Source organism: Yoonia sp. 72 (genome assembly GCF_034652275.1).
Taxonomy (GTDB): domain Bacteria; phylum Pseudomonadota; class Alphaproteobacteria; order Rhodobacterales; family Rhodobacteraceae; genus Yoonia.
In genome coordinates, this window is the sequence record NZ_JAXIWG010000004.1 from 16953 (window position 1) to 35059 (window position 18107).

At 64.1% G+C, this 18107-nt stretch carries 18 protein-coding genes; 13 read left to right on the top strand and 5 right to left on the bottom strand.

Annotated elements, in window-relative coordinates; translation table 11 throughout:
• The first annotated feature begins 34 nt into the window (after nucleotides 1-34).
• From ttcA to VCK47_RS15180, 6 genes are all read left to right on the top strand, one after another.
• Nucleotides 35-886: a tRNA 2-thiocytidine(32) synthetase TtcA gene (ttcA, locus tag VCK47_RS15155; protein ID WP_322891659.1), complete on the top strand. Its 852-nt coding sequence runs from the start codon at nucleotides 35-37 to the stop codon at nucleotides 884-886.
• A 146-nt stretch (nucleotides 887-1032) separates the two neighbouring features.
• Nucleotides 1033-2619, top strand: a complete 1587-nt coding sequence (locus VCK47_RS15160; protein WP_322891658.1) for a PstS family phosphate ABC transporter substrate-binding protein — start codon at nucleotides 1033-1035, stop codon at nucleotides 2617-2619.
• A 114-nt stretch (nucleotides 2620-2733) separates the two neighbouring features.
• Complete coding sequence (locus VCK47_RS15165) at nucleotides 2734-3642, top strand: ROK family protein (protein WP_322891657.1); 909 nt, start codon at nucleotides 2734-2736, stop codon at nucleotides 3640-3642.
• Nucleotides 3635-4771 carry an N-acetylglucosamine-6-phosphate deacetylase gene (locus VCK47_RS15170; protein ID WP_322891656.1) on the top strand — a complete coding sequence of 379 codons (1137 nt, stop codon included), beginning with the start codon at nucleotides 3635-3637 and terminating at the stop codon, nucleotides 4769-4771. The genes VCK47_RS15165 and VCK47_RS15170 overlap by 8 nt, the downstream gene beginning before the upstream one ends.
• A gap of 72 nt (nucleotides 4772-4843) precedes the next feature.
• Nucleotides 4844-5452, top strand: a complete 609-nt coding sequence (locus VCK47_RS15175; protein WP_322891655.1) for an outer membrane lipoprotein carrier protein LolA — start codon at nucleotides 4844-4846, stop codon at nucleotides 5450-5452.
• Nucleotides 5453-5524: 72 nt separating this feature from the next.
• Nucleotides 5525-5905, top strand: a complete 381-nt coding sequence (locus VCK47_RS15180) for a DUF202 domain-containing protein (protein ID WP_322891654.1) — start codon at nucleotides 5525-5527, stop codon at nucleotides 5903-5905.
• A gap of 7 nt (nucleotides 5906-5912) precedes the next feature.
• Here the strand turns inward: VCK47_RS15180 and VCK47_RS15185 are convergent, their stop codons facing one another.
• Together VCK47_RS15185 and VCK47_RS15190 are read right to left on the bottom strand one after the other, a co-directional pair.
• Nucleotides 5913-6536: a hypothetical protein gene (locus VCK47_RS15185; RefSeq protein WP_322891653.1), complete on the bottom strand. Its 624-nt coding sequence runs from the start codon at nucleotides 6534-6536 to the stop codon at nucleotides 5913-5915.
• A gap of 23 nt (nucleotides 6537-6559) precedes the next feature.
• Nucleotides 6560-7150, bottom strand: a complete 591-nt coding sequence (locus tag VCK47_RS15190; protein WP_322891652.1) for a transglycosylase SLT domain-containing protein — start codon at nucleotides 7148-7150, stop codon at nucleotides 6560-6562.
• 198 nt (nucleotides 7151-7348) lie between these two features.
• Here VCK47_RS15190 and hspQ point away from each other — a divergent pair, with 198 nt between their 5' ends.
• Together hspQ and yaaA are read left to right on the top strand one after the other, a co-directional pair.
• Nucleotides 7349-7675, top strand: coding sequence for a heat shock protein HspQ (gene hspQ / locus VCK47_RS15195; protein ID WP_322891651.1), 327 nt, complete (start codon nucleotides 7349-7351; stop codon nucleotides 7673-7675).
• 69 nt (nucleotides 7676-7744) lie between these two features.
• Nucleotides 7745-8515 carry a peroxide stress protein YaaA gene (yaaA, locus tag VCK47_RS15200; protein ID WP_322891650.1) on the top strand — a complete coding sequence of 257 codons (771 nt, stop codon included), beginning with the start codon at nucleotides 7745-7747 and terminating at the stop codon, nucleotides 8513-8515.
• An 11-nt stretch (nucleotides 8516-8526) separates the two neighbouring features.
• On the opposite strand, the gene VCK47_RS15205 is transcribed toward yaaA, so the two are convergent.
• Entirely contained in the window at nucleotides 8527-8868 is a 342-nt protein-coding gene (locus tag VCK47_RS15205) for a hypothetical protein (RefSeq protein ID WP_322891649.1), read from the bottom strand.
• 153 nt (nucleotides 8869-9021) lie between these two features.
• Nucleotides 9022-10197 (bottom strand): beta-ketothiolase BktB, encoded by a 1176-nt coding sequence (gene bktB, locus VCK47_RS15210; protein ID WP_322891648.1) that lies wholly within the window; start codon nucleotides 10195-10197, stop codon nucleotides 9022-9024.
• A 129-nt stretch (nucleotides 10198-10326) separates the two neighbouring features.
• Between bktB and VCK47_RS15215 the strand changes: the two genes are divergently transcribed.
• From VCK47_RS15215 to selD, 5 genes are read left to right on the top strand one after another with little or no spacing between them, the layout of a single operon-like run.
• Nucleotides 10327-10986: an ABC transporter ATP-binding protein gene (locus VCK47_RS15215; RefSeq protein ID WP_322891647.1), complete on the top strand. Its 660-nt coding sequence runs from the start codon at nucleotides 10327-10329 to the stop codon at nucleotides 10984-10986.
• Nucleotides 10983-13364, top strand: coding sequence for an FtsX-like permease family protein (locus tag VCK47_RS15220; protein WP_322891646.1), 2382 nt, complete (start codon nucleotides 10983-10985; stop codon nucleotides 13362-13364). Before VCK47_RS15215 ends, VCK47_RS15220 begins: the two co-directional genes overlap by 4 nt.
• Nucleotides 13354-14379 (top strand): lipocalin-like domain-containing protein, encoded by a 1026-nt coding sequence (locus VCK47_RS15225; RefSeq protein WP_322891645.1) that lies wholly within the window; start codon nucleotides 13354-13356, stop codon nucleotides 14377-14379. The genes VCK47_RS15220 and VCK47_RS15225 overlap by 11 nt, the downstream gene beginning before the upstream one ends.
• Entirely contained in the window at nucleotides 14372-14929 is a 558-nt protein-coding gene (locus VCK47_RS15230; RefSeq protein WP_322891644.1) for a pyridoxamine 5'-phosphate oxidase family protein, read from the top strand. Before VCK47_RS15225 ends, VCK47_RS15230 begins: the two co-directional genes overlap by 8 nt.
• A gap of 24 nt (nucleotides 14930-14953) precedes the next feature.
• Entirely contained in the window at nucleotides 14954-17050 is a 2097-nt protein-coding gene (gene selD, locus VCK47_RS15235; RefSeq protein ID WP_322891643.1) for a selenide, water dikinase SelD, read from the top strand.
• On the opposite strand, the gene mnmH is transcribed toward selD, so the two are convergent.
• Nucleotides 17037-18089, bottom strand: coding sequence for a tRNA 2-selenouridine(34) synthase MnmH (mnmH, locus tag VCK47_RS15240; protein WP_322891704.1), 1053 nt, complete (start codon nucleotides 18087-18089; stop codon nucleotides 17037-17039). The two genes, selD and mnmH, sit on opposite strands and share 14 nt — an antisense overlap.
• Between the last annotated feature and the right edge of the window lie 18 nt (nucleotides 18090-18107).

Sequence of the window (18107 nt, forward strand, 5' to 3'; positions counted from 1 at the left end):
AGGCAGAGATGCTGCAATCTGGCATAGCGCGGCTATGCTGGATGAAACCGAAATACACCCGCTGTTTGAGGGCGCGCCGACCACGACGGAGTTCAAGAAACTCCGCAAACGGATTGTGCGTTATGCGCGCGAAGCGATCGAACAATACGGGATGATCGAACGCCGCACGGACGGGACCACGCCGAAATGGCTGGTCTGTCTGTCGGGGGGCAAGGACAGCTATACCCTGCTGGCGGTGCTTTATGAGCTGAAATGGCGCGGGCTGTTGCCGGTCGATCTTTTGGCCTGCAATCTCGATCAGGGCCAGCCCGGATTTCCCGCCACGGTCCTGCCCGAATTTCTGGAGCGGATGGGCGTGCCGCACCGGATCGAATATCAGGACACCTATTCCATCGTGATGGACAAGGTGCCTGCGGGGCGGACGTTCTGCGCGCTCTGTTCGCGGTTGCGTCGCGGCAATCTTTACCGCATCGCGCGCGAGGAAGGCTGTTCCGCCGTCGTTCTGGGCCATCACCGCGATGACATTCTGGAAACCTTCTTCATGAACCTGTTCCACGGTGGCCGTCTGGCGACGATGCCGCCGAAACTGGTGAACGAGGAAGGTGATCTGTTCCTCTACCGCCCGCTTGCCCATGTGGCCGAGGTGGATTGCGAGAAATTCGCGCAGGCGATGAATTACCCGATCATTCCCTGCGATCTGTGCGGGTCGCAGGACGGGTTGCAGCGCCAGCAGGTCAAGCAAATCCTTGATGGCTGGGAACGCAACAGCCCCGGCCGCAGGCAGGTCATGTTCCGGTCGCTGATGAATGCGCGGCCGTCGCATCTGCTGGACCCCAAGCTTTTTGACTTCGCGGGGCTTACGCTGGGCGATTTGCCCCGCGATTAGCCATTTAGGGCACAGATTGTTGCCATGGGGCCGACAATTCTGCTCTTTTGAGCAGATCATCCAAATTTTGCCAGAATCGCTTGCTTTGTTCCACAGGTAACGACGTCCGCCTCTTTCGTGGCGGCACCCACCGACAGGAGCAACATATGAGATCGTTCAGAACCCTCGCAACCGTCCTCGCTTGCAGCGTGGCACCATCGGTGCTGATTGGACAGGTCGTCGAATTGCGGTCGTCCGATGAATTCATCAGCGTCGAGGGCGAGATCACCGGTTTCAATGGCACAATGGTCACGATCCAATCCACCGTTGGCCCGGTCAGCGTGCCAGCCTCGGCGGTGGTCTGTTATGGTGCGGGCTGCGCCGAGATTTTGGCAAGCAATACATTCGGCCTGACCGCAGAGGCCTTTGCAGGCGTGGTTGATGACAGCCTGGTCGATGCCGCGACCGCCCCGGATCTGCTGGCGGTCGGCTTTGCTGCAGGGGCCTATCGGGGGGCCTATCGCGCTCTGGCAGAGGCTTTCGCTGCCGCGGGCCAGACGAATGTCGCTGTCGACATCGACGGGGATGGCACAGTGACATTGCGTGAGGGTGACACAGCCGCAACGCTGTCGCTGGCGACAGGAGACGATCCTGCCGACATCGTTTTGGCCACAACCGGGCTTTCGGGCAGCGCGGCGCAGGCCTATGTCGGCCCGGCTGGCTGGGCCACAGCCGACGCGCCAGCGCAACAGATGGTCGCCTTGCGGGCTTTCGCGGTGGTTGCCGCAGGTGACGTGGGCGTGGATGCGATCACGATTGACGATCTTGCAAGGATTTATGCAGGCGAGGTGACCAACTGGTCGCAGATCGGCGGGGCCAACCTTGCTGTTCTGCCGCTGCAACTGCCCGTGTCATACGAGTTACGTGACGCATTCATTGCGACTGTCATGGAACCTGCGGGTCGCGGTATTGCGGATAACGTGCTGACCATGGCCGATGAAACCGGCATCACCTCGGCGATTGGTGATTTTGCGGGCAGCATCAGCGTTGTGACTGTCGGCCGTACGGGACCTGCCAAAGTGCTGCCGGTCGCCGGGTCCTGCGGGATAGCCTTGGCGCCGACAGATTTCGCCATCGCGTCGGGTGATTATCCGCTGATCGGACCCGTGGTCGCACGTTTCGACACAGCTGCGACGACCGGACTGCCGGCGCAGCTGTTCGACTTCGCGACATCCGATGTGGTGCAGGACCTGATGGCCGAGCAGGGGTTCGTCGATCACGCAGCGCGCGAGCAGGCGCCCGTGGACCGCAATATCCGGCTGACCGCCTTGCTGACCGCCAATCCCGCCCCCGAGGAACGCCTTGTTGCGGCGCAGATGTATCAGGCGCTGTTCGAAGCCAAGCGGCTGACACCCACGATGTCCGGTGGGCCAGCCAGCGCCGCCGAAGGCGCGTGGAACCGCGCGATGATGCTGAACCTTGTCGCGGCCCTGTCGCAGCCCGATTATGCGGGCCGGCAGGTGATTTTCGTAGGCTTCGCGGATAGCGTGAATGGCCCTGCGGACGCGATAGACAGGTCGTCTGCCGCTGCCGCCGCGATGGCCGCGGCGTTCAACAGTTTTGCGTCCGGGGTCATTTCCGGCAACGACCTGAGCGTCACATCGATGGGGTTTGGTGGTGTGTCCCGCACGACCTGTTATCAGGGGCAGGTGGACGGACCCGCGCACAGCCGGATCGAAGTCTGGATCAAATAGCCCTTTCCACAATTGTCGCGCGGCAGCAGCGGGCGCTTGCCCACCCTTCACCTTTGCGTCATCACTGGCAGCCATGATCCTTGGACCTGACCTTTCTTGTACGGGCGCTGCGCGATGATGGCGCTGGGCATCGACCTTGGCGGCACCAAGATCGAGGCGCAGCTTTTCGCCCCCGACTGGCGGATGGCGGACCGTCGGCGGATCGAGACCCCAGCCACCTATCCGGCCTTGGTCGCGGCGCTTTGTGATTTGGTTGTCTGGGCGGATTCGATGAGCGGTGATCCCGTAGCTGTCGGGATCGGGGCTGCCGGCGCGGTCAGGCCGCGCGATGGTGTCGTGCTTGCCGCCAATCTGCCAGCGCAAGGCAAGCCGCTGCCCGCGGATCTGGCGCAGGCGCTGGGCCGCCCTGTCAGCTATCTCAACGACAGCCGCGCGCTGGCATTGTCCGAGGCGGTTTTTGGCGCGGGGCGGTCCCATGCGTCGGTCTTTGCCTTGGTCATCGGGACGGGCGTAGGCGGCGGGCATGTGTGCTCCGGGCGGTTGCAAACGGGCACCTCGGGCACTGGCGGCGAGGTCGGGCATATGTCTGCACCCGCGCATCTGGTGCAGGCGCATGGCCTGCCGCTGGTCGCCTGCCCCTGCGGGCGGCGGGGGTGTATCGAGACGCTGATCAGCGGGGCAGGGATCGCGCGGCTGGCCAAGTCCCTGACCGGGCAAGAGCTGAGCGCGCCGCAGATCGTGGCCGCGCGCGCGACCGATCCGGCGATGCAGGTTGTCTGGGATTTGTGGTGCGCGCTGACGGCCGATCTGATCCAGACGCTGACGCTGACGCTTGATCCTGATTGCGTTGTGCTGGGCGGCGGGTTGTCCGATATTCCGGGGGTTGTCGCGGATCTGACGGCAGCAGTGGCGCAGGCGCAGTTCGACGGCTTTGGCAGTCCTGTCATCCTGCGCGCAGAAGGGGGCGCGGCAAGTGGTGCCCGTGGCGCGGCCTATGCCGCATGGCAGGTGGCACATGACTGACGGCTGGATCATCCCGAAACAGGTTTTTGACAATGGCGCCTTGCTGTCCGGCATGGCAGTGCAGGTGGTGGACGGGCGTGCGACGGATATGAGTCGCGTGGCCGAGGTGCCACTGGATGCACCGCAGCACGCCGTGCAGGGGGTCCTGATCCCCGGCTTCGTCGATTTGCAGGTGAATGGCGGCGGGGGCGTCTTGTTCAATGCCGCACCCACGCTTGCGGGGCTGATGACGATTGCCACCGCCCACCGCCGTTTCGGCACCGTCGCCTTGATGCCCACTGTCATCACCGACGCGCCCGCGGTTCTGGCCAAGGCCGCCGATGCCGTGATCGCGATGAAGGCGCTTTGCGGGCAGGCGGGGCTGCATATCGAAGGTCCCCATATCGCCGCCGCGCGCCGTGGCACCCATGCCGCCGAGCATGTCCGTCCGTTCGATGACGCGACGTTGGGCGTCGTGCGCAAACTGCGTGCGGCAGGCGTGACCGTGATGATGACCCTTGCCCCCGAGGTGGTGCCCATCGACAGGATCGCAGCGCTGGTCAAGATGGGGGTGATCGTCTCGCTTGGCCATTCGGATGCGACAGCGGAACAGGCCCACGCCGCCTTTGCCGCAGGCGCGCGCTCGGTCACGCATCTTTACAACGCGATGTCGCAGATGCAGGGGCGCGCACCCGGTCTCGCGGGTGCCGCGATCAACAGTGACGCCTATGTCGGGATCATCTGCGACGGGGCGCATGTGGACGATGCGATGGTGGCGCTGGCCTGCCGCGCGCGCCCTGTTGCGGGGCGGATGGTGCTGGTCTCGGATGCGATGCCAACCGTCGGCGGGCCGGATCATTTCGACCTTTACGGCCAGCGGATCGCACTACGCGATGGCCGTCTTATCAACGCCGAAGGCAATCTGGCTGGGGCGCATGCCACCATGCTCTGGGGGGTGCAGCGGCTGGCGGGGCAGGTGGGGCTGCCGCTGGAACAGGCGCTGCAGATGGCAATCACAGCACCGTCCGAGTTGTTGGGCAAGCCGCATCTGGGGCGTGTCACTGGCCGGTTCATCGACGATCTGTTCCTGCTTGACGACAGGCTGGCGCTGCAACCGCTATCGGGAAACATCCGGCATGATATCGCTTAGCGCGGGCGCACCTGCTGTTGTGGTGGCTGTCCAGAGGGTGCAAAAGCCCTTCACGCAACATAGGTACGGCATATGAAAACGCGCATCACAACTATTCTTCTGACCTTCGCTTTGTCGGTCTATGCGGTCGGCGCCTCGGCGCAGCAACTGACCCTGCCTCAGATTTCCGACTATCTCAACCAGTTGCAGACTGCACAGGGCGGGTTCACCCAGATCAACGGCGACGGCACGTTGTCCACCGGCCAGATCTATATCAAGCGGCCCGGCCGCATCCGGTTCGAATACAACCCGCCCGAGGAATCGCTGGTTCTTGCGACCGGCGGGCAGTTGGCTATCTTTGATCCGCGCTCGAACACGGGACCGGACCGCTATCCGCTGAACCAGACGCCGCTGAACATCATCCTTCAGCGCAACGTCGATCTGACAGCCGCGCGTATGGTGACAGGTGTCGTGTCCGACGGCACCACGACCACGGTCACGGCACAGGACCCCGATAATCCGCAATACGGCAATATCCAGATGGTGTTCACCGCCAATCCGGTCGAGCTGCGCCAGTGGATCATCACCGATGATCTGGGCACCCAGACCACGCTGGTGCTGAACGATCTGACCACGGGGGCCGTGATCGGGGATATCATGTTCAACATCAACGCCGAAATGCGCCGGCGCGGTTTCGAGTAAAAGCGCAGCCTTGGCTGGAACCTTCGGCCAAGGCGATCATTGATGCAGCGACAGCCTGCACAATGAGGCAACATGCAAGACGATCACCCCAGCCATTCCAAGACAGACTGGGCCGAGGACCGCACTGACTGGGCCGAGGACCGCACGCTTCTGGCCAATGAACGTACCTTCGCGGGCTGGATGCGGACGGGCATGACGGCGCTGGCAGTGGCCATCGGTCTGCATGCGGTGTTCGGCGAATTGCAGCCCGCATGGATCGCCAAGGCGACAGCCTCTATCTTCATCCTTGCCGCACTTTTGATCTTTGCGGCGGCCGCGCAACGGTCGCACAAGGCGCAGGTGCGGATCGACAGCCACGACACAGCCTCGCAGCCTGCCTGGCGGATGACCGCGCTGGCGGCTGTGCTTTGCATTGCCTCGCTTGCAACTGCGGGCGTGCTTTGGCTGATCTGACCGCCTGTCAGTCGCCGCACAGATAGACGGCACCACCGATGACGACGACGCTGGCTGCGGCCCCTGCCAGCACCGTGGGTGCGGCAAGTGCAGAGCCGACGGCACTGCCTGCCTGCGGCAAGAGACTGGCGATTGTACCTGCATTGCCCGACAGGATCATCGCGCCAGAGCTGTGCGTCACCGCCGACAGGGTCGATGTCAGCCGGTTGGTGAGCGTGGTCTCTTCGGCGTCCTCGGTCTCTTCGCCCAGACCGACAAGCCCGAGCGCCTGATCCTTGGTCGCATTCACCACACGGCAGGTGCGCGACGGTTCCACGCAGCGGCCAAAGGCATCGCGGCGGCCCTGCGCGGGCATCGAATGGCTTTTTGTGGCGGGATCATAGTTGGAACAGAAGACTTCACGCTCCTGCGGGGTCAGTTCCGGCGTCAGAAAGGCGAGGACCACGGCACCGGGGCAGGTGTCGCGGCTAAAGAACCGTTCGCGGAACGACGAATAGTAAGGCTCTGCGTCGTTGTAAAAGATTTGATAGGGCTGCCCGTCGATATTGGTGAAACAGCTGACCGTCGCCGCATGGGCCGACCCTGCAAAAGGCAGCGCCAAAAACGTGGCTGTGCAAATCATGCGGATCATCATGCGCGTGCCTCTCTCGGAATTCACCGCCGACGGCACGCGCGCAGTTGCGCGTCATACATGAACGCGCGCTGCTCGACTTCGCCCGCGATGCGGATCAGCCATGCTTTCGACCGCCATGTGCCGCGCAGATAGCCCTGACGCCCGTCGTGATAGGCCAGATACTGGTTGCGCGTGTCATTCAGCGGCACGCCGGTTTCGGCGACGGTCTTGGTCATGTACCAGCCCATGAAATCGGTGGCAGCGTTGATATCCTCGCGCCGTGCGCGCGATCCGGCAACCTCTTGCTGGTATTCGCGCCAAGTGCCGTCCAGCGCCTGACTATAGCCCAAAGCCGAGGATTGCCGCCCGATCGGGATGACCCCCAGCGCATAGGTGTGCGGCGGGCGGATATCGCCGATGAATTTGCTTTCCTGATACATCATCGCCATCATCGTGGGCACCGGCACGCCGTATTTCCGTTCGGCCGCCTGAAAGGCCCGGAAATAATGCGGTCGCTCGCTCGCGATGCTGCATGCGTCGTCAAGATTGCGCGGCGCCGAGAAGTTCTGGGCGCTGCTGCCGCAACTGCCAAGAAACACCAAGAGTGCCAGTGCGCGGAGATATCTGCTCATTCGCCCGTCGCCATGTTTTGTTTTTTTGCACCATAGCGCGCCCGGACCGATCTGGAAATGCCTAAGGCGCAACAAGGCCATCACATTTTCAGTGCAAATGCGCGGAAATCCCCCGGCGGAAACGATGGCTGTGCCCTTTCGTCAGCCGTGGACTCTGACGCGGAAATCCCCCTATAAGGGGGTGAAAGGGCGCAAATCATGCTTAAAAAGCACGCGAAGTACCATTTGGGACAAATCGTCCGGCACCGCAAACACCCGTTTCGCGGCGTGATCTTTGACGTGGACGCCATGTTCGCCAATACCGACGAATGGTACAACGCGATCCCCGAGGACAGCCGTCCGATCAAGGATCAGCCCTATTATCACCTGCTGGCCGAGAACGAGCAGAGCTTCTATGTCGCCTATGTGTCCGAGCAGAACCTTGTTGCAGACCAGTCCGGTGAACCTGTCGATCACCCCGATCTGGACGATATGTTCGGCCCGTTCGAGAACGGGCACTATCCGCTGCAGCTTCAACTGAACTGACGCGCCGCCGGTGCTGGTCATCGCGCGCAGGCATGTTACATCCTGGGACAAAGTCGAAAGGATGCCGTGATGCTTGTTGTGATTTCCCCCGCCAAATCGCTGGACATGGACCCTGTGCAGGGGCCTGCCACTGCGCCCGCGTTTCAGGCCGATGCCGTGCGGCTGGCGAAAACCGCGCGGGGCCTGAGTTTGGGCGATCTGAAAAGCCTGATGGCGATCTCCGACGATCTGGCCCGCCTGAACCGCGACCGTTTCAAGGCTTTCGCGGCCGACCCTGCGGCCGATGCGGTGAAACCCGCAGCCCTTGCCTTTAACGGCGATACCTATCAGGGGCTGGAGGCCAAGACCCTGTCCGAGGATGATCTGGCCTGGGCGCAGGACCATCTGGGCATCCTGTCGGGGCTTTACGGCCTGCTGCGCCCGCTGGACGCGATCCAGCCCTACCGTCTGGAAATGGGCAGCAAGCTGAAAACGCGGCGCGGTGCGTCGCTCTATGATTATTGGGGCGACACCATCGCCAAGGCGCTGAACGCGCGGGCGGCGGAGGTCGGGACCGATACGCTGGTCAACTGCGCCAGTCAGGAATATTTCGGCGCGGTGGACCGCAAGGCGCTGAAACTGCGCGTCATCACCCCCAGTTTCATGGAAGTCAAAGACGACAAACCCCGCATCGTCAGCTTTTTCGCCAAACGCGCAAGGGGGGCCATGGCGCGGTTCATCGTGGAAAACCGTGTGACGGAGGCGGAGGGGATCAAGCAGTTCACCAGCGGCGGGTATGCGTATGACGCGGACCTGTCCGAGGGGGATACATGGGTGTTTGCGCGGGATTATCCGGCGTAGGGGTGTTGTCCTTACAACAGCAGCTCGCCCAAGCCAAACTGTGCGCCGATCACACCGATGATGACACCTGCGGGCACGCTGAAATACAACAGGACGGGTCTGCGCTTGCGCATCCGCGCCGGGGCAGAGGACTTGACCTTGCCTGAAAAAATCCAGTCGCCCAAGTCGTTCATGTAATAGATGAACAAGAATACGAAACCGAACGGGATCAGAACATAGATCACGGTCAGCCAGAAGGCGGCACCGTCCATCGTGATCAGCGTAGCAAGCAGCAAGCCGATGTAGACCCCCATCGTGCAAAGGCCAGCGGCAATGACCCAATCGAAAAACGCCATTTTGTGTCGGTCAGCCATCCGTCGGTGTCTCGCGCGGTAACACTATGGCCGCCAGCGCACACGTTTGGAGTAGATATGTCAAGTTTGCTGCTCGGCGACGGTCGAGCGCGGCATGGATCATGGTTCGCATGACACGCCTGTCCGCCGCTGCCGAATGTAACTGCAGTCTCGCTAGATCCGCTCAATCGCCAGTGCGATCCCTTGCCCGCCGCCAATGCACATCGTGATCAGTGCGCGTTTGCCGCCTGTCCGCTCCAGCTCGTACATCGCCTTGACGGTGATGATCGCCCCCGTCGCCCCCACGGGATGGCCCAGTGCAATCGCGCCGCCGTTGGGGTTCACGCGGGCGGGGTCGAAGCCCAGTTCCTTGCTGACCGCCAATGCTTGCGCGGCAAAGGCTTCGTTGGATTCGATCACGTCGAAATCAGCCGCGGCCAGTCCTGTCTTGTCCAAAAGCGCCCGCACGGCGGGGACAGGGCCGATGCCCATCACCTCGGGGCGGACACCGGCATGCGCATAGCCCAGAATGCGGAAACGCGGGGTCAGGCCTGCCGCCGCCGCCGCATCGGCGCGCGCCAGCACAATCGCCGCCGCCCCGTCGTTCAGGCCGGAGGCATTGCCCGCCGTGACGCTGCCGTCTTTCTGGAACACGGGGCGCAGGGCGGCGAGCGCCTCGGCCGTGGTGGCCTTGGGGTGTTCGTCGCGGATGAAATCGACCGTCTCGCGCTTGCTGCGGATCGGGACCGGCACAATCTGGCTGTCGAAATAGCCCGCTGCGATGGCCGCCGCCGCGCGCTGCTGGCTTTGCAGCGCAAAGGCGTCCTGTTCTTCGCGCGAGACGCCATGTTCGCCCGCCACATTCTCCGCCGTCACCCCCATATGGCCGGTGCCGAAAGGACAGTTCAGCGCGCCCAGCATCATGTCCTGCGTGCGGATATCGCCCATCTTGGCGCCCCAGCGCTGGTCGGAGATGATAAAGGGCGAGCGGCTCATGTTCTCGGACCCGCCGGCAAGGCCGAAATCGGCATCGCCCAGCATCAGCGATTGCGCGACCGAGATGATCGCCTGCACGCCGGACCCGCAGAGCCGGTTCACGTTCATCGCAGGCACGCTGTCGGGGATGCCCGCCTGCATCGCGGCGACACGGCTGACATACATATCCTTGGGTTCGGTATTGATGACATGGCCAAAGGCCACATGCCCGATCCGGTCGCCCGCGATACCCGACCGTTCCAAAGCGGCTTTTGCCACCACTGTCCCGAGTTCGATGGGCGTGGTGCCCGCCAGCGCGCCACCAAAAGTGCCGATGGCAGTGCGTGCGCCGCCCAGAATGACGATGTCGGTCATGGTATCCTCCCCCGTTGATTGGTTGCAGCTTACCGTAACAGCACGCGCGCAAAAGCCAGAACGTCGCGGCACGGCAGTTTTGGCAAGCCCAAGCGTTTCCTTCGGCCAGCCGTGTGTTAATTGACCTGCATGACACTGCTGATCGTTGACACCCTGACCAAGACCTATGCCACGGCTGACGGCCCTTTCCCCGTGCTGCGCGGCGTCAGCCTGACGCTGGAGGCGGGCGAAAGCCTTGCGCTGACTGGCGAATCGGGCAGTGGCAAAAGCACGCTGTTGCACCTGATCGGCGGGCTTGACCGCGCGGATGCGGGCCGGATCATGCTAGACGGGCAGGATATCGCCAGCCTTGATGACGCAGGCCGTGCGGCCTTGCGGCGTGGCACGGTCGGTGTGGTGTTTCAGCAGTTCAACCTGATCCCCAGCCTGAAGATCGCCGACAACATCGCGTTTCAGGCGCGGCTGGCGGGGCGGCATGACGCGGCATGGTGTGCGACCTTGGCCGAACGGATGGGGCTGACGGACCATCTGCGCAAATATCCCGAACAGCTGTCGGGTGGCCAGCAACAGCGCGTTGCCATTGCGCGCACGCTGGCTCCGCGCCCCAAGCTGGTGCTGGCGGATGAACCGACTGGCAATCTGGACGAGACCACCGCCGCGACGGTTATGGACATGATGCTGGAACTGGTGGCCGAGACCGGCGCGGGCCTTTTGATGGTTACCCATTCGCAGGTGCTGGCCGCCCGCCTGCAACGCCGCCTGCATCTGCGCGCGGGTCAGGTGGCATGACGCGGGCGGCGTTTGCAGCCCTTCTGTCGCATTGGTGGCGCAATCCGGTGCAATTGTTCACGCTGCTGGCGGGGTTGGCGCTGGCGACGGGCCTCTGGTCCGGCGTGCAGGCGATCAACGCCGAGGCGCGCGCAAGCTATGACGCTGCCGCCAGCACGCTGGACGAAGGCCGCTATGACCGTCTGGTCGCGCGTGACGGCGAAGCCTTCGCGCAGGATGTGTTCGTGACGCTCCGCCGCGCGGGCTGGCTGGTCAGCCCGATGCTGTCTGGCGATCTGGATGGCGTGCGGCTGATCGGGATCGAGGCGCTGACAGCCCCTGCAGGCATGGGGCCGGTCACTTTGGGCGGGGATGTGAACCTTGCGGGTTTTCTGACGGGGGGCGATCAAGTCTTTGCCAATGCTGCGACGGCCGCACGGCTGGATGGGGTCGAGGTGTTGATCTCGGATGACCTTGCCGATGACACCGCCATCGCCGACATCGGCACCGCGCAGCGGTTGCTGGACCGTGCGGGGCTGATCGACAGCCTGCTGATGCTGCCCGATCAACCCCGCGACCTGCCGCCCTTGGCGCAGATCGCGCCCGACCTCACCCTGCAACCCGCGCAAGGCGGCACCGATATCGCGGGGCTGACCGACAGTTTCCATCTGAACCTGACCGCCTTTGGCCTTCTGTCCTTTGCGGTGGGCATTTTCATCGTGCATGGTGCGATTGGCCTCGCGTTTGAACAACGGCGCGGCATGGTGCGCACGCTGCGCGCGCTGGGCCTGCCGCTGAACCGCCTGATCGGGTTGATGCTGGCGGAACTGCTGGTCTTTGCGCTGGTCGCAGGCGTGATCGGGGTCGCCTTGGGTTATGTGATCGCCGCACTTTTGTTGCCCGATGTGGCCGCGACCTTGCGCGGGCTTTACGGGGCGGATGTGTCGGGCACCCTGCAACTGCGGCCCAGTTGGTGGGCGTCGGGGCTGGGGATTGCCTTTGCTGGGACCTTGCTCGCGGGCGCATCGGCGCTGTGGGGGATCGCGCGGATGCCGCTTTTGGCGGCTGCGCAACCGCGCGCGCTGGCGATGGCGGCAGGGCGGCGGGCCAGCTTTCAGATGGGGGCGGCGCTGGTGCTGCTGGCCGTGGCCTTTGTGCTGGCCTTCAACGCGGATGGCTTGGTGACGGGCTTTGCCTTGCTCGGGACCTTGCTGATCGGCGCAGCCCTTGCCTTGCCGCCGGTGCTGAACGCGGTTTTGGCCTTTGCCAGCGGGCGGGCGCGGGGTGTGACCGCGCAATGGTTCTGGGCTGACACGCGCCAGCAATTGCCCGGCCTGTCGCTGGCGCTGATGGCCTTGATGCTGGCGATTGCGGCCAATATCGGTGTGTCCACGATGGTGTCGAGCTTTCGGCTGACCTTCACCGGCTTTCTGGACCAGCGGCTGGCGTCCGAGCTTTATATCAGCACGGACAGCGCCGCACAGACCGCCGCACTGGTCGCGTTTGCCGAAGGTGCGGGGGCTGCCGTCCTGCCGATCCAGTCCGCCGATGTGCAGATCGCGGGCCAACCGGCGGAGGTGTTCGGCACCCGCGACCATGCCACCTATCGCGACAACTGGCGCTTTTTGCAAAGCACGCCCGACGCGTGGTACGCGACCTTTGCGGGGCAGGCAGTTGTCATCAATGAACAACTGGCGCGGCGGGGGGCGCTGGGCCTTGGCGATATGGTTGCTATCGGCAGCCTGACCCTGCCGGTTGCGGGCATCTACGGCGATTACGGCAATCCGATAGGACAGGTTGTTCTGGCATTGGATGCCTTTGCGCAGGAATTTCCCGGCATCGAGGCGCGCCAGTTCGGGCTGCGCGTGGCGGGCGATCCGGCTGATTTTGTCACCGGACTGACCGAAGCGACAGGTATCGGCGCTGGCCAGACTATCGACCAGGCGGGAATCAAGGCCGTCTCGCTCGCGATCTTCGAGCGGACGTTTACCGTCACCACCGCGCTGAATATCCTGACGCTGGCGGTCGCCGGTTTCGCCATTCTGATGAGCCTGCTGACCCTGGCCGCGATGCGGGTGCCGCAGCTTGCCCCCGCTTGGGCGATGGGCATGACGCGCGGTGCCTTGGGGCGGCTGGAATTGCTGCGCGCGGTGATGCTGGCGGTGCTGACAGCGGCGCTGGCCTTGCCGCTGGGCCTTGCGCTGGCGTGGGTCCTGCTCGCGGTTGTGAATGTTGCGGCCTTTGGCTGGCAGTTGCCGATGTATCTCTTCCCGCTGGATTACGCGCGTCTGGGCGGGTTCGCTTTGCTCGCGGCTGTTCTTGCTGCAGGCTGGCCCGCATGGCGGCTGGCGCGCACACCGCCCGGCGATCTGCTGAAGGTTTTTGCCAATGAACGCTAAAGCGCTGATCCTCTGCCTGTTGCCGGTCACAGCACTGGCCCAAGGTTTCGCGGGTCTCGGGACCGAGGTTGAAGGTTTTTCCACCCCCGCCCCTGACCCAGTGTTCGATTTCCCCGCCGATCATGGCGCGCATCCTGATTACCGGATCGAATGGTGGTATCTGACCGCCAATCTGGAGGATGCCGACGGCACGCCCTACGGCCTGCAATGGACGCTGTTCCGCTCTGCCTTGGCACCTTACGAGGCCGAAGGCTGGGACAGCCCGCAACTCTGGATGGGCCATGCGGCGGTGACGACAGAGACCGCGCATTTCGTCGCCGAACGGCTCGCGCGGGGCGGGATCGGGCAGGCAGGTGTCGTGGCCGACCCGTTCAGCGCATGGATCGACGACTGGGCGCTGGAAGGCGACTGGCAGACCCTGCATATGCGCGCGACGGGTGCGGATTTCGGCTATGACATGACGCTGACCGCGACCGGCCCTTTGGTGTTCCACGGCGAGGGCGGCTATTCGGTGAAATCGGCGGCGGGGCAGGCGTCCTATTACTATTCGCAGCCGTTTTTCGAGATTGCAGGCACGCTGCAACTGCCGACCGGTGATGTGCAGGTCACGGGTAGTGCGTGGCTGGACCGCGAATGGTCGTCGCAGCCTTTGGCGGATAACCAGACCGGCTGGGACTGGTTTTCGCTGTCGTTTGATGATGGCAACAAGCTGATGGGCTTCCGGCTGCAACAGACGGACGGGATGAATTACACCTCTGCGACATGGATCACGGCAGACGGGGAAACCACGCCTTACCCGGACGGGGCCTTGCAGGTGGAACCGCTGATGAGCAATGCGGCGGGCGTGCCGGTCCATTGGCGCTTGACCTTGCCTGCACGCGGTGTCGATGTGACGGTCGAGGCGCTGAACGATGACGCGTGGATGACGACCAGCGTCCCCTACTGGGAAGGGCCGGTGACGTTTCACGGCACCCACCAAGGACGCGGCTATCTGGAGATGACAGGCTATGACTGACTGGTTCACCACGCTGGAGGGGCTGCGCACGCGGGCCTGGGGGATGCTGGCACGCGGCGTGGCCGATGCACGCCATCCTTGCCGTTTGCCCACAGTCTGCACTGTCAGTCCTGATGGCTGGCCCGAGGCGCGCACGATGGTGCTGCGATCCGCCGATCAGGGCGCTGCGGTGGTCACGCTGCACACCGACCTGCAATCGACCAAGCTAGCGAGCCTGACCGCCAATCCGCGTGTGGCGCTGCATGTCTGGCTGCGCCCGCAAGCCCTCCAGATCAGGCTGCAGGCCGAGGTTACGGTGCAAAGCGGGGCGGATGTCCGCGCGCTTTGGGACAAGATTCCTGACCATGCGCAGCAAAGCTATGGCGTCACCCCGCCCCCCGGTGCGCCGATCGGGGCGGCGCTGGATTATGTGAAACAGCCCGACCCTGCGACCTTTGCCGTGCTGTCCTGCCATGTCATGCAGATCGACCTTGTGCATCTGGGCGACCAGCACCGCCGCGCGGCCTATTCACGAAGCGATGATTGGGCGGGCCAATGGCTATCGCCGTGACAGGTGCCGCGCTAAAGGCGTTGCATGGATAGATACCCCTTTACCCGTGACCTTGTGCTTGTCGGTGGCGGCCATACCCATGCGCTGGTGTTGCGCAAATGGGGGATGGACCCGCTGGCAGGCGTGCGGGTGACGGTGATCAACCCCGGTCCGACAGCGGCCTATTCGGGCATGCTGCCGGGGTTCGTGGCGGGGCACTACAGCCGCGATGATCTGGATATCGATCTGGTCAAACTGGCCCGTTTCGCAGGGGCGCGGATCATCAACGGGGCGGTGACAGGTATTGACCGCACAGCGCGCACCGTCACCGTGCCGGGGCGGCCGCCCATCGCCTATGACGTGCTGGCGATTGACGTAGGGATCACGTCCGAAATGCCCGTGCTGGAAGGCTTCGCCGCGCATGGCATTCCGGCCAAACCCTTGGGGGCCTTTGCGCAGGCTTGGGATGATTACCGCACCCGCGCGAAAGCCCCGAAAATCGCCGTGATCGGGGGTGGTGTCGCGGGGGCGGAACTGGCGCTTGCCATGGCGCATGCGTTGCGCGACAGATCCCCGAAACTGCATCTGATCGACCGCAGCCGTGCGCTGGCCGCCCTTGGCGACAAGGCGCGGCAAAGGATGCTGGCGGCGCTGGCGGGCTACGGCGTAGAGATCATCGAACAGGCCGAAGTGACGCAGGTGTTCCCCGAAGGTGTGCTGCTGAAAGACGGTCGCCTGATCCACAGCGATTTCACCACCGGTGCGGCAGGGGCCAAGCCGCATGACTGGATCGCAGGCACGGGGCTTGATCTGCAGGACGGATTTATCACAGTGAACGCGCAGTTGCAGGCCAGTGACGCGTCCGTTTTTGCCGTGGGCGATTGCGCCCATATGGCGGCCAGCCCCCGCCCCAAGGCAGGGGTCTATGCCGTGAGGCAGGCGCCTGTGTTGTTCGACAACCTGCGCGCGGTCTTGTCCGGCGGGCAGTTGCGCGATTACACGCCGCAGCGCGACTATCTCAAGCTGATCTCGCTGGGCCAGAAAGCGGCGCTGGCGGAAAAGTTCGGGACGGTCTGGCAAGGGCGGCTCTTGTGGCGGCTCAAGGACCGGATCGACGCCAAGTTCATGACGCAGCTTGACGACCTGCCCGTGATGCAGGGGCCAGTTCTGCCGAAAACCGCGGCCCTTGGCCTGCGCGAGGCCTTGGGCGACAAGCCGATGTGTGGCGGTTGCGGGGCCAAGGTGGGCCGTGCAGCCTTGCAGCAGGTGCTGGGCGATGCCTTTGGCGATGACGCGGGCATGGTGCAGGCGGGGCAGATCATCACCACCGACCATCTGCGCGCGCTGACCGCCGATCCGGTGCTGATGACGCGCATCGCCGCCATTCACGCCTTGGGCGATATCTGGGCGATGGGGGCCACCCCGCAGGCCGCGACGGCGCAGATCATCCTGCCACGGATGAGCGCGGAGTTGCAGCAGCGCACCATGGCCGAGATCATGGCGGCCGCGACCGCCACCATGACCGAGGCAGGCGCGCGGATCGTGGGCGGGCATAGCTCACTGGGTGATGAGCTGACCATCGGCTTCACGATCACAGGGCTGGTGGACAGGCCCATCACACTCGCAGGCGCGCGGCCGGGCGATGCGCTGATCCTGACCAAACCCATCGGCAGCGGCACGATCATGGCTGGTGACATGGCAGGGCAGGCGCGCGGGGCTGATGTGATCGCCTGTCTGGACCTGATGATGCAATCGCAGGCCGCCGCCGCCGCGATCCTGCGGGAGGCCCATGCGATGACCGATGTGACGGGTTTCGGCCTTTTGGGGCATCTGCGGGGGATGTGCGATGCCTCTGGAACGGGGGCTGTGCTGGACTGGACGCGAGTGCCAGTGATGGCGGGAGCGGCGGCGTTGTCGGCGAAAGGTGTGCGCTCGACGCTGTTTGCCGACAATCAGACGGGGGCAGGCATGGTCGGCGGTGCTGTGCCTGATCTGGCCTTTGATCCCCAGACAGCAGGCGGCTTGCTGGCGGCGGTCGCTGCCAAAAGCGCCGATAGCCTGCTGCGCGACCTGACCGAGGCGGGCTATACTGCCGCCATCATCGGGCAGATTACCGAAGGGCCACAGATCAGTCTGCGCTGAGCAACGGCAGGATCTCCGCGACCAGCCTGTCCTGTCCGGCATCGTCGAGCGTGTCGCTGTGCAGATCGGCCAGCACGTCATCAGCCCCGATTTTGCGCGATTTTGCATAGGCAGGGTCGTAATGCTGGTCCATCAGCGCACCGGCGAACCCTGTCAGATCGCCCGCGCTCAGCAGGCCCAACCAGCCATCCACCACCTCATGCCCACGGACATAGCGCAGGGGCATCAGCCTGCGCGCCATATCCTCTGGGTCGGCGGCGATATCGGCATAGGCCTGCGCCAGATAGGCGGCGCGCGCAGCAAGCGGCGCGCCCACAGTAATCCGCTTGGCGGCACACATTGCTTTCCACAGGACAGGCGGGATGATTAACCGGCCGATCTTGCTGCTTTCCGCCTCGATCAGGACAGGGCGGGCAGGGTCCAGCCGGTGCAGCGCCAGCGCGATGGATGTCTCGAACGCCCGCTGCGATGGCTGGCCCTGATCGCCGCCGCCCAACAACGACCCGCGATGGTTGGCCAAGGCTTCAAGGTCGACGACCTGCACGCCCTTCGCGGCCAGCCGCGCCAGCAGCGCTGTTTTTGCGGTGCCGGTATTGCCATCCAGCAGGATGACACGGTGTGGCAGGGGGGTGTCGTAGACCGCCTTTTGCACCAGCCGCCGGAATGTCTGGTAGCCGCCTTGCACCGTGTCGGTGCGCCAGCCGATCTGGGCAAGGATCGACGCGAAAGACCCCGACCTTTGCCCCCCGCGCCAGCAAGAGACCAAGGGCCGCCAGCCGCCGTCCTTGTCCGCCATCGCCTGCGCGATATGGTCGGCCACATTGCGCGCGACCAATGATGCGCCCAGTTTGCGCGCCTCGAAGGGGCTGACCTGTTTGTAGATGGTGCCGACCTCTGCGCGTTCGGCGTTGGACAGGGCGGGCAGGTTGATCGCGCCCGGAATATGATCCAGCGCGAATTCGGCTGGCGATCGCACGTCGATCACGGTGTCGAACCCGTGGTTGAGCAAATCTTCAAGCGTGGCAAAAGCGATGGGCATTGCGCTGTCTAGCGCAGC

What these genes read in the sequence shown, in the direction of transcription:
- ttcA (WP_322891659.1), top strand. Translation starts at nt 35, where the DNA reads ATGCTGGATGAAACCGAAATACACCCGCTGTTTGAGGGCGCGCCGACC.
- VCK47_RS15160 (WP_322891658.1), top strand. Translation starts at nt 1,033, where the DNA reads ATGAGATCGTTCAGAACCCTCGCAACCGTCCTCGCTTGCAGCGTGGCA.
- VCK47_RS15165 (WP_322891657.1), top strand. Translation starts at nt 2,734, where the DNA reads ATGATGGCGCTGGGCATCGACCTTGGCGGCACCAAGATCGAGGCGCAG.
- VCK47_RS15170 (WP_322891656.1), top strand. Translation starts at nt 3,635, where the DNA reads ATGACTGACGGCTGGATCATCCCGAAACAGGTTTTTGACAATGGCGCC.
- VCK47_RS15175 (WP_322891655.1), top strand. Translation starts at nt 4,844, where the DNA reads ATGAAAACGCGCATCACAACTATTCTTCTGACCTTCGCTTTGTCGGTC.
- VCK47_RS15180 (WP_322891654.1), top strand. Translation starts at nt 5,525, where the DNA reads ATGCAAGACGATCACCCCAGCCATTCCAAGACAGACTGGGCCGAGGAC.
- VCK47_RS15185 (WP_322891653.1), bottom strand. Translation starts at nt 6,536, where the DNA reads ATGATCCGCATGATTTGCACAGCCACGTTTTTGGCGCTGCCTTTTGCA.
- VCK47_RS15190 (WP_322891652.1), bottom strand. Translation starts at nt 7,150, where the DNA reads ATGAGCAGATATCTCCGCGCACTGGCACTCTTGGTGTTTCTTGGCAGT.
- hspQ (WP_322891651.1), top strand. Translation starts at nt 7,349, where the DNA reads ATGCTTAAAAAGCACGCGAAGTACCATTTGGGACAAATCGTCCGGCAC.
- yaaA (WP_322891650.1), top strand. Translation starts at nt 7,745, where the DNA reads ATGCTTGTTGTGATTTCCCCCGCCAAATCGCTGGACATGGACCCTGTG.
- VCK47_RS15205 (WP_322891649.1), bottom strand. Translation starts at nt 8,868, where the DNA reads ATGGCTGACCGACACAAAATGGCGTTTTTCGATTGGGTCATTGCCGCT.
- bktB (WP_322891648.1), bottom strand. Translation starts at nt 10,197, where the DNA reads ATGACCGACATCGTCATTCTGGGCGGCGCACGCACTGCCATCGGCACT.
- VCK47_RS15215 (WP_322891647.1), top strand. Translation starts at nt 10,327, where the DNA reads ATGACACTGCTGATCGTTGACACCCTGACCAAGACCTATGCCACGGCT.
- VCK47_RS15220 (WP_322891646.1), top strand. Translation starts at nt 10,983, where the DNA reads ATGACGCGGGCGGCGTTTGCAGCCCTTCTGTCGCATTGGTGGCGCAAT.
- VCK47_RS15225 (WP_322891645.1), top strand. Translation starts at nt 13,354, where the DNA reads ATGAACGCTAAAGCGCTGATCCTCTGCCTGTTGCCGGTCACAGCACTG.
- VCK47_RS15230 (WP_322891644.1), top strand. Translation starts at nt 14,372, where the DNA reads ATGACTGACTGGTTCACCACGCTGGAGGGGCTGCGCACGCGGGCCTGG.
- selD (WP_322891643.1), top strand. Translation starts at nt 14,954, where the DNA reads ATGGATAGATACCCCTTTACCCGTGACCTTGTGCTTGTCGGTGGCGGC.
- mnmH (WP_322891704.1), bottom strand. Translation starts at nt 18,089, where the DNA reads ATGCCCATCGCTTTTGCCACGCTTGAAGATTTGCTCAACCACGGGTTC.